The organism is Bacillus sp. FJAT-29814, from assembly GCF_001510715.1.
Taxonomy (GTDB): domain Bacteria; phylum Bacillota; class Bacilli; order Bacillales; family Cytobacillaceae; genus Neobacillus.
Genome location: NZ_LMTJ01000007.1, coordinates 78,295 through 91,942 on the forward strand (window position 1 = coordinate 78,295; position 13,648 = coordinate 91,942).

A 13,648-nucleotide genomic window follows, 5' to 3' on the forward strand; every position below is an offset into this window, starting at 1 on the left:
TGACTTTTTATTTCCGTTATCGCAAAATTGCATGTCGGTCAGACAAACGTTTAAGTGAAACTGCCTAAAACGTTGATAAACTCGCATTTATGCCTAATCAACAGTAAGAATTTTGATGAAAACTGCTACATTTAGGCGGGCTGTTTTTTGTACGGGCTGAAGATTTTAAATGGGAGTCTGACCTCTTGTTCATAATGTTGTATACTAATACTTAGTAAATTTTTCAAAAATAGGTTAGGAGATACAAAGATATGTGGTTTGTTTTTGCCGTTACCGCGGCATTTTGCTTTGGGTTAAGGGGCATCCTTTATCAGTGGACATCACAAAGACCGATTGACCGCAATTTGTTGCTGTTGGGAGTTTATTTATCGGGAACCATCATTACGTTGGCCAGCAATCTGTTTGTCCAACAGCCGTGGTCAACAGGGGCATGGCTTGGAGGCCTGATGGGGTTATTTTCGTTTATCGCCAACGCCTCGATGTATAAGGGGTATGCGGTCGGCAAGGCTTCCATCGTTGCTTTATTCACAGGGCTACCGCCGCTGGTGGTGATGATTGTCGCCTACATTCTCTGGCAGGAAGCTCTGTCGACATGGCAATTCGCGGCGTTTTTCATTGTTTTAATCGGCATCCTTTTAATTAAATATTCTCAAGATCTGAAGTTCAGCCAGCTGCAAGGGATTCAGTGGGGAATCATCACCATGCTGTTTTTCGGCTTTACCGACGTGTCCGTTAAACAGGCAACGCTGGCCGGAGCCGCTACATTGCCTGTGTTAACCGTCATGTTTGCCACAGGTGGCTTATTATTCGGTCTGTCATGGGCTATGAAAACGTTTCGGAAAAAATCGAGACCACCTGCCGACCAGGAGTTATCCAATCCTTCAGGGAGCTGGACTATAAAAAAAACGTTGGGATGGGGCATGGCGGTGGGAATTACAAACGCAGCGGGAATGATACTCATTTTTCCGGCCTTCCGCGAAGGGATCACCGGAATTGTCTCTGCCATCATCGCCATGAATGTAGCCTTCGTCATTCTATACGCCCGGTTTTATTTGAAGGAAGCATGGACTCACCGTGAAATGACCGGCCTCGCACTAGCCTTCGTAGGGATTTTGATTCTCCGGATCGCATCCTAACTCGATTGGAGGCAAAAACGAAGCAGGGAAACTGCTTCCTGCTTCTCGCCATCCTATTTTCTCAGGAACTTTAGTTCTGCTAGCCATCGGCATGTCCTGGCTAGTTTTTTTTTATGAAAAAATGGCAAAACAACAAAACTCTTGCATTATCCCTATTATTCTAATAAAATAATTTTTATGAATTACTTTACTCTGATAAACAAATAAAGCACTAAAGTCAACTAAGGGGGAACCATTCATGAAAAAGGCCTTTACCATACTATTCATTGTTGCTCTTGCTGTGATGGCTGCGGCTTGTGGCACTCAGCCGGATTTACCTGATACATCGAAAAACACAAAGGGTGCAAAGGCATCCGGAAGCGATACACTGGCACAAATAAAAGAAAAAGGCGAAATCACCATTGGGATGGATGATACACTCCCGCCGATGGAATATCGCAATGATAAAAATGAGCTGGTCGGTTTTGATATCGATTTTGCCAATGCACTTGCAAAGGAACTGGGAGTGAAAGTAAAATTCGTTCCATCGGCATGGGACGGAATTATCCCCGGCTTGGATGCGAAACGGTTTGACATCATTCTCTCTTCGATGAACGTAACGGATGCGCGGAAGAAAAAGGTTGATTTTGTGGAATACTTTGGCGTCGGACAGATTTTAGCTGTAAAAGCTGGTAATCCTTTAAACATCCAATCCATTGAGGACGTAAAAGGCAAGGTGGTCGGTGTCCAATTGGGTTCAACTGGTGAAACAGCGGTCAATTCCATCGACGGGATTAAAGAAGTGAAAAAATATGATTTGACGACCGATGTCTTCAATGACATGGGACTAGGGCGTGTTGATGCTGCGGTGATTGGCGAAGTCGTGGGCCGTTATTATATGACGACCAAACCTGGGGTATTTGAAGTGACAGGAGAAGCCTTCAATGTCCAACCGATGGGAATTGCCGTTCGCAAAGGCGATACCGAGCTCAAGGATGCCTTGGAAAAAGCAGTCCAAACGGTTGAAGACAATGGAACACTAAGTAAAATCAGTGAAAAATGGTTTGGATCTGATATTACAAAACAATAATACAAATTGGATAAATCGGCTGTCCGATTTATCCGTTTTATTTTCACAAGGAGCGATATCAGCATGAACGAGTTTTTATCCTTTACCGCCACCTACCTGCCGTACCTGTTACAAGGTGCGTTAGTGACAATAGAAATTGCCGTCATCGGCGTGATTTTTGGAAGCATCATCGGACTACTTGTCGGACTTGGACGGGTGTCATCGAACCCGCTGCTGTCCCAAATAAGCCGCTTTTATATTTGGGTGATCCGCGGCACTCCCCTGTTGCTGCAATTATTTGTGATCCACTTCGCTATTCCATCCGTATTCAGTGCCTTGACAATGCCGCCGTTTGTTTCCGCCTGTATTGCCTTATCACTGAACGCTGCCGCTTATATCGCGGAAATTGCCAGAGGTGCGATTCAGTCAATTGACAAAGGACAAATGGAAGCGGCGAGATCACTTGGATTAAGTGCGGGCCAAGCAATGAGACGCATCATCATTCCACAAGCCTTCCGCCGGATGCTCCCGCCTTTAGGAAATGAATTTATTGCACTCATTAAAGAGTCCTCTCTTGTATCAACGATTGCCTTATATGATTTGCTTCGGACCGGCCAGCAAATCATCAGCAGCACATACCGATACATGGAAGTCTTCCTATTGGTCGGATTAATCTACTTATTCTTGACGACCATCATGTCCTATATTGTTGGAAAAATTGAGAAGAAGGTAGGGGCATACGAATGATTTCATGTAAAAATATTATAAAGAAGTTTGATAAGCTGGAAGTTTTAAAAGGCATCGATTTAGACGTGGCGCCCGGCGAGGTTGTTGTCATTATTGGACCTAGCGGCTCGGGGAAAAGTACATTCTTGCGCTGCATCAATCGTTTGGAAGCCGCTGATTCCGGTACCATTACGATTAATGGTCAAGCAGTAGAGTACAGGGAATCGTCATTAAATAAACTACGCCAGGACATCGGCATGGTGTTTCAGCAATTTAACTTATTTCCTCACATGACCGTGATGGAGAATATTATCGAAGCCCCTGTTTTACTAAAAAAAATGACCAATGATGAGGCAAATAAAAAAGGGTTGGAGCTTCTTAAAAAAGTCGGACTGGAAGAAAAGGCAAATGAGTATCCGAACCGCTTGTCCGGGGGACAAAAGCAGCGGGTGGCGATTGCCAGGGCGTTGGCGATGGAGCCAAAAATTATGCTTTTTGATGAACCGACTTCTGCCCTTGACCCTGAATTGGTCGGAGAAGTACTGACTGTGATGAAGAAGCTAGCCAAGGAAGGCATGACCATGGTCGTCGTCACCCATGAAATGGGCTTTGCCAGGGAAGTCGCTGATCGCGTTATTTTTATGGATGGAGGCACGATTATTGAGCAGGGACCTCCGGAAGTTATCTTTGAAACACCTCAGCATGACAGGACGAAGGAATTTTTACGACATTTAAAATAGGAGACGAACCATGATGAAACAACTATCTGCAATCCTCGATGAAAAAATAGACTCCCTGTTTCCGAAGCTAGTAGAAATCCGCAGAGAGCTTCATATGTATCCTGAGCTCAGCAACGCGGAATTCCAAACGACGGAACGCATCAACGGATGGTTAAAGGAATTTGGTATCGCGCCAATTCCCACAGGGTTAAAAACAGGAACAGCCGCCGAGGTGACTGGAAAAGAACAGGGCCCGACGATTGCATTACGCGCGGATATTGATGCACTGCCAATCCAAGAGGCATCTGATCTTCCCTTCCGCTCAAAAATCAATGGTGTCAGTCATATGTGCGGCCATGATGTCCACACCACGATTGCCTTAGGTGCAGGAATCGTCCTGCAAAGCTTGCGCGACATCCTGCCGGGAAATGTTCGAATTTTGTTCCAGCCAGCAGAAGAAACCGAAGGCGGAGCCGTTTCGGTCATTGAGCAAGGATTATTGGAGGGCGTCAAATCGATTATCGGCCTGCATAACTCGCCAGATCTTCCGACGGGAACCATTGGAATCAAAGAAGGTTTCTTCATGGCCAGTTGTGATGATTTTACAATTACAATCAAAGGAAAAGGCGGACATGCCGCGTTGCCGGAAAACACCATCGACCCGATTGTGATCGGCAGTGCTGTTGTCAGCCAGCTTCAAACGATCGTCAGCCGCACCGTCCCAGCGAAAGAATCAGCCGTCGTCAGCATCGGTGCCTTTCAAGCAGGAGCCACCAATAATGTCATCCCTGATCAGGCGATTCTGAAAGGAACGGTTAGAACCTCGAATGAAGAGGTACGGCAAAAAATTTATCAAACGTTTAAAAATGTCGTGACCAATACAGTAACCGCACTCGGTGGCGAGGTCGAAATCGACTATCAATTTCTGATTCCGGCTGTCGTGAATGATCCGAAGATTACCGAAGTGGTGCGAACCACAGCTGTTTCCGTTGTCGGCGAGGAACAAACGCTTCTCGCAGAATCCACCATGGGCGGCGAGGATTTTTCCTATTATCAAAAAGAAGTGCCCGGATGCTATGTATGGCTGGGCTCAAGAAACGAAGAAAAAGGCATCATCCATGGCTTGCACCACCCGGAATTTATGGTCGACGAAGAAGCGATCAAAATCGGCGTAAAATGGATGGTTCTATCTGCTTTTCGATTATTGCAGTAACAAAAGAAGCTAACAACCATATCCGGTGTTAGCTTCTTTCATTTTATTGTTGGGGGAGCTGTTCGCCACCTATTAAACCGCTTTTCAAATCAAAATACGCCTTCATAATACCCTGCCCGATTCTTTTATTAACCGGATGGGAATCGGTCCGGGTGAATGGCACGACGATTGAAAAGGCAATTTCAGGATCATTGAACGGTGCGTAGCCGACCAAGGTTAAATTGTAGGTCGGGATATCCGTGATGATCCGTTTCTTGACGGGATCATAATAGAAGGATTCCGCCGTCCCCGTTTTTCCTGCAAGGTTATAGGAACGATACGGCTCTACCGAAAAGTAAGCAGACGCGGTACCGCCATCCTGGTACACCCTTCTAAATCCTTCCTGCACCCGCTTAATTTGGGCGGGCTCCATATCGAGTTGGTTCAGCACCACCGGTTCCACCGATTTATACACAGGACCGAGCTCATCGTCCGCGCTGTGTTCGCGAATTTCTCTTACGATGGTCGGCTTGACTCTTTTTCCATCATTGGCGATGGTGGAAACATATTGGGCCAGTTGCATCGGCGTATAGGTATCAAACTGCCCGATTGCAAAGTCGAGCGCTTTACCTTGAACGGAAGTATCCCCAAGCAGGCCGGACGCTTCATTCGGCAAGTCGATTCCGGTCTTGACGCCGAGCCCAAACTGGTTGAAATAATACCGGAACGTTTTAAATACCTCCGTGCTTTGCGGCAGCTTCATATTCGGACGATATTCCGTCCCCATCATTCTGATCGCTGTTTTAAACATATACACGTTCGATGAGCTTTTCAGAGCGTTCACGTCATCAATCAGGCTCATGTTCGTATAGGAACTTTTCGTCGGTGTACTTTGAATATGAAGGGGTTCATCAAGCAGCGAGGTGCCCGGCTTGATGGCGCCTGTTTTGTAACCGGTTAAAACCGTTGCGCCTTTAACCGACGATCCGACGGCATAGGCGGAGGTAATCGTCCCTAGAGCATAATCAGTAACCGTCCACCGCCCATCCTTCTGCTCGAGTTTTTTCCCGGCCAGCGAGAGAACTTCCCCTGTCTTCGGGTTCATCATCACCACAAAGGCCCGGTCGAGGAATGGCCCGCCGTTATTATTTTTGGCCTCCACCAGTTCATTGGCCAAAACCTCTTCCACCCGTTTTTGCAATTCCATGTCAACCGTCAGCACCAAGTCCTTCCCGGGCTTTCCTTCACTAATGACCCGATTGGACACGACATTTCCGGCCGTGTTTGTCTTATATTGCACTTTTTCCTTTTGCCCTTTTAGCACATCTTCATAAAATAACTCAATCTGGCTTTTTCCGACCCGATCATTGCGGCTGTACCCTCTAGGAAGATAGTAATCTAGCTTATCCGCGGGCAGTCCTTCCTTTGAAGACGTGATATTCCCCAAAACAGAACGGAAGATGTCGCCATTCGGATATTCCCGATTCCAATCCGTCACGACATCTACTCCGGGCAGCAGGTCGAGATTCTCGCTGACGATGGCCAGTTCCTCCATTGTCACATTTTCATTTTTTACGATTTGCGGTGTGAGGGTATAGCCGCCCGCCATCTCTCGATAAATCGCGGCAACCTCAAGCTCGGTTTCATCGATTTCAGCCAAATCAGTTTGCGGATCAATTCTTTTGATCTGTAGTTGGTATAGCTCTTTATTGGTCAGTTTTTTATCGGCTAATTCCTTGGCTGTGAGTTTTTTCTTTGCTTTTTCCGGTCGCGTCAGGATCCAATAATCCTTTAAATCCCTCTCGGTTAAACGATCGGTTTCTTTATGTATGTGTTTGGCCAGTTCCTTTGCAACCTCGAGAACTTTTTGATTGGATATATTGACATCTCTTGTATAAATAATAGTATCGACCGCCAGATTGCTGACGATGGGCCGTCCGTATCGGTCATAAATCTCCCCGCGTGGAACAGGATTATTGACAGTAATGTTTTCCGTCATGGAAATCTGTTTTTGATAGTCTTCACCATAGACAATTTGAACAATACCCATTCTAAAAATAAGCGTAGAAAAAAGCAAAAAAACGATCACAAACAGAATATTGACCCGCAACAACGTACGTTTTTTCTCTTTTTTGCTGGTCATCCAACCGCCCCCCATTTGCTGCACCAAGAAATTTACAAAATTCCCCTTAGTATAGTATAGACGATTGATGGAGGGGTTTGGTTTCAATTTTTTTCCAAAGTGAATGACTTTTTTTTGGGTGATTCCACTTTAAAAAACCAGCGGTGAAAAAATCGGACTAGCTCAAGGGTGAGGTAAACTGTAATCAAGGAAACGTACCATTTCCAATGAACGTATTCAATAAGATTAGTATATTTTTCAATAATGACCTCTGAAATGATGCTGACGGTAATGATGATTGAAGTATAAAGGAACTGTTTCCAACGGCTTCGTCCAACTGGGTAATACAAAACATAGAATGCGCTGAGGACAGGATAGACTAAAAATTCAAAGGTGAAGCTGGTTTTGTTCACGGAAGCAAACTCCCGGACCGGGTATTGGATTAAATTCAACTCCGCCACAAGCAGACCAAGGGACCATGTAACAAACTGCTGAAACATAGCAATGATACTCGCCTCATGTAGGCGCTTTTTTGGCAGCAAAATCAAAGAGAAGATGGTGATCGACCAGATTGCATAAAGGAAGGTCATTTCCATTGCTGTTGGTCCTCCGATCCATGTTGGGCTTGGCGGCTTATGGTACCCATTAACCAGAGAATGTATTGCCTTAACAACCAAAATTCAAAGATAAAATTAAAAAAGGTCCTAATCAGCTGCTCAGGAATTTCAACGTTCATGATTCCTGTAAACTTGTCCAAAAGGTACATATATAAGAGGATGATTCCAACGAATAAAAGGTAATGGAGAATTACTCTTAGTTTTCCGGATTTTTCAGGAAAGAAGCGGTGAAAAACAACGGCAAGTGTCGGATAGAACGTAAATTCCGAGGTAAAGCTAATTTTCGTTGCATCTTTGAATAGGCGAACTTCTGTCGATAGAGCACCAAACTCAGTAAGGGTAATACTAAAAATCCATGTTAATGCCTGAAAAAACAAAAACACCGCCACAAACTCTCGAATTCTTGATTTGGGAATCGCCAAGAACAACACAATAATCGAAACACCCCAAATCATTGCGAGTATAAAATAATCAAAGCTCATAATCTTGCCTCCTATTGAACGAAGCAGGTGACGGTTGTCACTTCTTTAAAAGTAAAAGTGACATTCGACATAGTTCGACTCACTAATCAAATTGTTTCCCATGTCAAAGCGAATTAAACATAAAGTGCCACAGAAGGAAAATGTTATAAAGCTGCCGATTCCCGCATTCTGGATATCAATAGGGTGGTCGAGGTATTAGGTTAAGCACTCGCTTCTATAAATAGAGGGAGCATTTCCGCTTATTTAGTAAATGTTATGAAAAAAAGCTTAAATAGTCGGAGGAATTCCGCTTATTGAATCAAAAGATTCAAAAATAAGGGCTTTTTCTTCGCATAAGCGGAAAAACTCCGCTTATTTTCCCAGAAATGAGCTCCATTCTGCATTTAACCGGAAAACCTCCGCTTATTTTTTGCTGGTTACTAGATTTAAGGACAAGATAACTTATGTAACGTTATTTTGATGCGTTACGGTGAACCGTATCACAAGTAATTGAGCTTTTTGTATTCCTAATAAAGAAACTCGCCACTTCAACTATGGCGAGTTTTACTCTTTTATATAACACTACGACTCACTGTCATTTTGCACTTACAGTTTTTCGCTAGGCTTTTTTGTCATTTATGGCTCTAACAATTTTAACTCTTCAAGATCGATTTCCTCACTATAGTCGACGCCTTCGACTTCGAACCCATTAAGCTGGAGGAATTCCTTTTGAAAAACGTCCAAAGCGGTTAATTCACGGATATTTTCCTCATTGATCCTACCCATTTGCGCGTTCACTTCCCGTTGAACATCCTCCCGCATTTCCCAGTAGTCAGGGCGCAGTCTGCCCTGTCCATCGAATTCCCTGCCAGTACCGTACAACATCTCCCGGAAGAACCGGTATTTATGCATGATTGGGGTTTCATGCAAGCCTTTGGCAAGCATCACTTTATAAAGCGCGGCTGCGTAAATTGGGAAGGTCGGAATGACCGCACTTGCTTTAGTGGTGACGGCCTTGCTGACGCAAATGACCGCCTCCCCGCTAATCCGTTCCTTTAAATACTCATTCAAAACGACTGCCGTTTCCTCCGCATGCCGTTTCGCCATACCCAGCGTGCCGCCGCCATAAAACGCCTGCGTCACCTCCGGACCGATATAGGAATAAAGCGTGGTTTTAAAACTTTGTGCCAGAACACCGGCCTCATGCAGCCCTTTCACCCAGCGCTCCCAATCCTCGCCGCCCATCACCTTTACGGTGTGCTCGATCTCCTCTTCAGTCGCCGGCTGAACCTCCTGCTCAAATAAAGTCTCTGTCTCTAAATGAATGTTTGTACCGCGCACCGCCTCACCGATTGGCTTGATCGCCGATCGGTACGTTACCCCAGTCTCCGGGTCTTTCCGTATCCCGGATGCCAAACTATATACAAGCAAATCAATACTTCCGCCGAATTCTTCTTTAATATAAGTAATCACGTCTTCCAGCATTTCTTTTGAAAAAGCGTCCCCGATAAAATTTTTCGCGATCAAGCCTTCTTTTTCCGCTTCTTGCTTGAAGAAAATATTATTCCACCAGCCCGCGGTGGCCAGGCGCTCATCGGAAATGCCTTTTTCAAAAGAAACGCCAATTGTATCAGCACCCGCGCCAAATGCCGTGACAATCCGGGAAGCTAGCCCATAGCTCGAGGAAGCGCCCAAAATAAGCACCTTTTTCGGGCCCTCGAACCTGCCTTGCGCTCTGACATAATCTATTTGTAGTTTAATCATCTCCCGGCAGCCATATGGGTGAGCGGCGCGAGAGACGTTTCCTTTTAATTTTGCTTCAATAATCATAATAAAACCTCCTAATCCTGTTTCGGCGGGATGACCTTTGCTTTTCCTTCTGTGACGATGACCCCGTCTTGGTTATAGCAGATGGTGTTTAGAACAAGTATGACGAACTTTCCTTTATCGATCATGTCCGCCACTTGGACCTCCGCCGTGATCGTATCCCCGATTCGCACTGGTTTGACAAAGGTAAGCTCCTGCTGCAGGTAAATCGTGCCCGGCCCAGGCAGCTTCATCCCTAACACAGCCGATATAAAGCCGCCGCTTAACATGCCATGGGCAATCCTTGTTTCAAAAGGGGTGCCTTTCGCAAATTCCTCGTTGGTATGTGCAGGATTTAAGTCGCCAGTTATGCCGGCAAAAAGATACACGTCTGTTTCGGTTACGGTTTTTGACATTGATGCTTTGTCACCGATTGCAATGATCATTATAACATCCTCCTCTTCATCTTGCTCAATATTTCACAAGTGTATTTTTTAATTAAGAGAAGTCCAAAAAGCCGCACCTTCCAGCGGCGCTTTTCATTTGACCTCTCTTATCGACAAAATTGGGTAAGTTCCGGCGGTGACAGGCACCGCCAAAAACACCCCTACCAAATCCCAAGCTCTTTCGCTTCTGCCCGTAACGATTCTCTAAAATCAGGGTGGGCAATGCCAATCAGCAGTTCGACGCGTTCGCGAATCGAGGTTCCTTTTAGATGCGCGACACCGTATTCCGTCACGACATAATCAACGTCGTTGCGGGATAGCGATACGGTTGCCCCGTGGGCGAGTCTCGGCACGATTTTCGAAATCGTTTTACGTTCGCTAGTACCCGGCACCCTTACATTCGCGGTCGAATACAGCGCGATAAACGATTTTCCGTCCTTCGATAATTGCGCGCCAATCGCGGTATCCGCCTGGCCTCCGGTGCCGCTGAATTGGCGGTGGCCCAACGATTCGGAGCAGCACTGGCCGGTTAAATCAATTTCCAGCGTCGTATTAATCGACACCATCTTGTGGTTCTGGCCGATGACATACGGGTCGTTAACATAGCTTCCATTTAGTATCATCACGCCGGGATTATCATTAATAAAATCATAAAGCTTTTGCGTACCGAGGGCGAAGGTGGCGACCATCTTGCCCGGCCAAAGCGTCTTGCATTTTCCGGTAATAACACCGGCTTCAAACAGGTCGACCATGCCGTCGGTAAACATCTCGGTATGAATGCCGAGGTCTTTTTTATTAAAGAGCTCCGCGGAAACCGCGTTCGGAATCCCGCCGATTCCCAGCTGGATCGTGGAGCCGTCATCGATTAACTCAGCGATATGCTTCCCGATGACCCGGTCCTTTTCGGTCGGTTCCGGCGACGGGAAGAGCGGCACGTCATAGTCGGCTTCGATGATATAATCAATTTCAGAAATATGAACAATCGTATCGCCAAAGGTTCTTGGCATATTTGGGTTTACTTCCAGGATGACAATGTCGGCAGCCTGAACCATTTCCTTTTCATAGGTAGCGCTTAAAGACAAGGACAGATAGCCATGTTCGTCCATAAGCGATGCCGTCCCGGCAAAAATATTCGGATGGCGGTGTCCATTTCGCTTATTGCCTGCAAAATGAAGATGATTCGGTATAAACGAAACTGTCCCTTGCCCATGCATTTTGCGCATCGCCGGTGTATAAAACCAGCCCTCATTGACAAAATGGTCTTTATACGTCGGATCAGAGAAATACGGATATTCGAGAATCGGCAAACAGGTCGAAACCCGAATATCAGACACCCGCTCAGAAACCGTATGGAGCTTGGATAATAGACTTCTTGGCTCCGCCGCAGCCAACGCAGAAACGATATGATCGCCCGTCTTGATCAACGTCAACGCTTCATCTACTGAAATCCGCTTAGCATCATAAATGTCCTGATATTTACTTTCTCTAGTTAACGTTAACATCGTCTATCGGCCCCCATTTGATGACATTTGCCGCCCAGGCGTAGCCGATCCCCGCGGAAATCATGGAAATCACCGTTCCGTCCTGCACCTTGCCTTGCTCTAGCGCCAAATGCAAGGAAAGGATTTGGTCCACCTGGCCCAAATGGCCATAATCGCTTAAATAAATCGACTGGTCCTCAGTCAGCCCCAGCAAATCCAACAGATATTTATGCATCGAGTATTTAAAATGAAGCACGGCAAGGTACCCCAGTTCTTCTTTGCCAATCCTGGATTTTTCAAACGCGCGGTCGATGCAGTGAATCCAGTTTGGCATCGACACATCATTTAAGCGGTCCTTCATATGCTTTTCGTCAAATAATCGCAGTGACTTATAAGCTTCGTGAAGGTTTTCCGCTGTAATCGGCTTTTCGGTGCCGCCAAATTCGACCCCGGCATCGCGTGCCATCGTTCCGTCCGTCACGATATGAGAGCCCAACAATATATTCCGGCCCAAGTTCCTTTTTAAAATAATTGCCCCGGCGCCGGCGGAAAGATTGTACATCATTGACATCGCCCGGTCGGTGTAATCGACAAAATCCCCGTTCCGGTACCCGCCGACAATCATTACCGTATCCAATTCTTCATCGGCGATCATCATATCCTTGGCAATCTTCATTGCGGAAACTGCGGTACAGCATCTCTGCTGCATATCGATGCCCCACGCATTAACAGCGCCGATTTTTTCCTGAATATAGATGGCCGTGGTGGTGAGCGGATACTCCTTCCACTCCTCGCCAATCGAGATCACCAGGTCAATTTCCTTTGGGTCAATGCCTGTATTCTCAATCGCGGCAAGTCCCGCTTTAACACCCATTTCCTGCGTCCCGTCACCTTCGCCCGGGACCCGCTTTTCCTTGATTCCCAGTTTGTTCATAATCGCTTCTTCCGTCCAGACGCCCGTTGTGGCTTTTGAAATCTCTTTTGCCGTCATTCTTGAAGACGGTAGATAAATGCCTGTGCCTAAAATGCCAACATGAACAGTCATGCCAATTCCCTCCTTAAACTGTCAAAAAATTGATAATCAAACGGTTGGTCACATCCGGTTTTTCCATCAAAAATAAATGCCCTGTTCCCTCAATAATGATTTCTTTCGAATTTGGGATTTTTTCATGCAGCAGCCTGGCATTCCCACAAGGAACAACCCGGTCGCCGCGACCGGCTAAAATCAGGGTTTTTGCCCAGATGGTATGCACCCTCGTTTCGCTATTGAACGACGCCCCTGCATATAATTGGCGCTGATACGCATGCTTCGGCTGGAGATTCTTCAGCTGCTGTTCGATAATGAAATCAATAATATCCTGATTTTCCGGCAAGGTTTCCAAGTTTAACGCCGTGGAAACAGCATATCTTGCTTTTTCAATCGAGCCGTCCTTACTGCCGCCCTGCATCATGATATCAAGCGTCTCCTGCGGAATCGGGATGCTGTTAGGCCCGCCAAACGACGTACTGCAAAGGATGAGCTGATCGACCATCTCTGGATACCGAATCGCAAATTCTTGGGCAATAAAGCCTCCCATGGAAACGCCTAAAATATGCGCCTTCTCGATGTGCTGCGCCCGCAATACCTCGGCTGTATCCTCGGCAAACAACTGGATCGAATACTCCATCTCCGGCTTGTCAGTGTACCCGACACCGCGGTTGTCAAAGACGACAACGGTAAAATGCTTGGCGAGCTCCTCCACCTGCCGATGCCACATCCAGCTCGCATAGCCCAGGCCTTCAAGCAACACAAGCGTCGGCCCGCTTCCATGAATCTCGTAATAAAACTCTATTCCATTTGCCGCTATTTTAGGCATAAGCGCATGTCTCCTTCGACCGATTCCCTTAGGCAAAT

General features: G+C 46.2%; 13 protein-coding genes. 5 read left to right on the plus strand and 8 right to left on the minus strand.

The window, feature by feature from the left end:
* The first annotated feature begins 251 nt into the window (after positions 1 to 251).
* From AR334_RS19305 to AR334_RS19325, 5 genes are all read left to right on the plus strand, one after another.
* Positions 252 to 1,136 carry an EamA family transporter gene (locus AR334_RS19305; protein ID WP_066315692.1) on the plus strand — a complete coding sequence of 295 codons (885 nt, stop codon included), beginning with the start codon at positions 252 to 254 and terminating at the stop codon, positions 1,134 to 1,136.
* Between the two features lie 238 nt (positions 1,137 to 1,374).
* Entirely contained in the window at positions 1,375 to 2,205 is an 831-nt protein-coding gene (locus tag AR334_RS19310) for a transporter substrate-binding domain-containing protein (protein ID WP_066315697.1), read from the plus strand.
* A gap of 63 nt (positions 2,206 to 2,268) precedes the next feature.
* Positions 2,269 to 2,931, plus strand: coding sequence for an amino acid ABC transporter permease (locus AR334_RS19315; RefSeq protein ID WP_066315708.1), 663 nt, complete (start codon positions 2,269 to 2,271; stop codon positions 2,929 to 2,931).
* The gene (locus tag AR334_RS19320; protein ID WP_066315711.1) at positions 2,928 to 3,650 is read left to right on the plus strand and encodes an amino acid ABC transporter ATP-binding protein; all 723 of its coding nucleotides are present in this window, start codon (positions 2,928 to 2,930) and stop codon (positions 3,648 to 3,650) included. Before AR334_RS19315 ends, AR334_RS19320 begins: the two co-directional genes overlap by 4 nt.
* Before the next feature lie 10 nt (positions 3,651 to 3,660).
* On the plus strand, positions 3,661 to 4,842 hold the full coding sequence (locus AR334_RS19325) for a M20 family metallopeptidase (RefSeq protein WP_066315715.1): 1,182 nt from the start codon (positions 3,661 to 3,663) through the stop codon (positions 4,840 to 4,842).
* 43 nt (positions 4,843 to 4,885) lie between these two features.
* Here AR334_RS19325 and AR334_RS19330 read toward each other — a convergent pair whose 3' ends face one another.
* The 8 genes from AR334_RS19330 to AR334_RS19365 form a co-directional block, all read right to left on the minus strand.
* A complete protein-coding gene (locus tag AR334_RS19330) occupies positions 4,886 to 6,964 on the minus strand; it encodes a penicillin-binding transpeptidase domain-containing protein (RefSeq protein ID WP_066315726.1) in 2,079 nt (692 codons plus the stop codon).
* A gap of 83 nt (positions 6,965 to 7,047) precedes the next feature.
* Positions 7,048 to 7,539: a CBO0543 family protein gene (locus AR334_RS19335; RefSeq protein WP_066315734.1), complete on the minus strand. Its 492-nt coding sequence runs from the start codon at positions 7,537 to 7,539 to the stop codon at positions 7,048 to 7,050.
* Positions 7,530 to 8,042: a CBO0543 family protein gene (locus tag AR334_RS19340; protein ID WP_066315742.1), complete on the minus strand. Its 513-nt coding sequence runs from the start codon at positions 8,040 to 8,042 to the stop codon at positions 7,530 to 7,532. The genes AR334_RS19335 and AR334_RS19340 overlap by 10 nt, the downstream gene beginning before the upstream one ends.
* Positions 8,043 to 8,657: 615 nt before the next feature.
* On the minus strand, positions 8,658 to 9,851 hold the full coding sequence (gene fabV, locus AR334_RS19345; RefSeq protein ID WP_066315756.1) for an enoyl-ACP reductase FabV: 1,194 nt from the start codon (positions 9,849 to 9,851) through the stop codon (positions 8,658 to 8,660).
* An 11-nt stretch (positions 9,852 to 9,862) separates the two neighbouring features.
* Entirely contained in the window at positions 9,863 to 10,273 is a 411-nt protein-coding gene (locus AR334_RS19350) for a MaoC family dehydratase (RefSeq protein WP_066315757.1), read from the minus strand.
* Between the two features lie 161 nt (positions 10,274 to 10,434).
* Positions 10,435 to 11,775 carry an acetyl-CoA hydrolase/transferase family protein gene (locus tag AR334_RS19355; protein WP_066315776.1) on the minus strand — a complete coding sequence of 447 codons (1,341 nt, stop codon included), beginning with the start codon at positions 11,773 to 11,775 and terminating at the stop codon, positions 10,435 to 10,437.
* A complete protein-coding gene (locus AR334_RS19360) occupies positions 11,759 to 12,799 on the minus strand; it encodes a 3-oxoacyl-ACP synthase (protein WP_066315778.1) in 1,041 nt (346 codons plus the stop codon). The genes AR334_RS19355 and AR334_RS19360 overlap by 17 nt, the downstream gene beginning before the upstream one ends.
* Positions 12,800 to 12,812: 13 nt before the next feature.
* Complete coding sequence (locus AR334_RS19365; RefSeq protein WP_066315780.1) at positions 12,813 to 13,610, minus strand: alpha/beta fold hydrolase; 798 nt, start codon at positions 13,608 to 13,610, stop codon at positions 12,813 to 12,815.
* Positions 13,611 to 13,648: the final 38 nt, after the last annotated feature.

Excerpts from the sequence above, each read along its gene's own strand:
- AR334_RS19305 (WP_066315692.1), top strand. The coding sequence starts at position 252 with ATGTGGTTTGTTTTTGCCGTTACCGCGGCATTTTGCTTTGGGTTAAGG.
- AR334_RS19310 (WP_066315697.1), top strand. The coding sequence starts at position 1,375 with ATGAAAAAGGCCTTTACCATACTATTCATTGTTGCTCTTGCTGTGATG.
- AR334_RS19315 (WP_066315708.1), top strand. The coding sequence starts at position 2,269 with ATGAACGAGTTTTTATCCTTTACCGCCACCTACCTGCCGTACCTGTTA.
- AR334_RS19320 (WP_066315711.1), top strand. The coding sequence starts at position 2,928 with ATGATTTCATGTAAAAATATTATAAAGAAGTTTGATAAGCTGGAAGTT.
- AR334_RS19325 (WP_066315715.1), top strand. The coding sequence starts at position 3,661 with ATGATGAAACAACTATCTGCAATCCTCGATGAAAAAATAGACTCCCTG.
- AR334_RS19330 (WP_066315726.1), bottom strand. The coding sequence starts at position 6,964 with ATGACCAGCAAAAAAGAGAAAAAACGTACGTTGTTGCGGGTCAATATT.
- AR334_RS19335 (WP_066315734.1), bottom strand. The coding sequence starts at position 7,539 with ATGGAAATGACCTTCCTTTATGCAATCTGGTCGATCACCATCTTCTCT.
- AR334_RS19340 (WP_066315742.1), bottom strand. The coding sequence starts at position 8,042 with ATGAGCTTTGATTATTTTATACTCGCAATGATTTGGGGTGTTTCGATT.
- fabV (WP_066315756.1), bottom strand. The coding sequence starts at position 9,851 with ATGATTATTGAAGCAAAATTAAAAGGAAACGTCTCTCGCGCCGCTCAC.
- AR334_RS19350 (WP_066315757.1), bottom strand. The coding sequence starts at position 10,273 with ATGATCATTGCAATCGGTGACAAAGCATCAATGTCAAAAACCGTAACC.
- AR334_RS19355 (WP_066315776.1), bottom strand. The coding sequence starts at position 11,775 with ATGTTAACGTTAACTAGAGAAAGTAAATATCAGGACATTTATGATGCT.
- AR334_RS19360 (WP_066315778.1), bottom strand. The coding sequence starts at position 12,799 with ATGACTGTTCATGTTGGCATTTTAGGCACAGGCATTTATCTACCGTCT.
- AR334_RS19365 (WP_066315780.1), bottom strand. The coding sequence starts at position 13,610 with ATGCCTAAAATAGCGGCAAATGGAATAGAGTTTTATTACGAGATTCAT.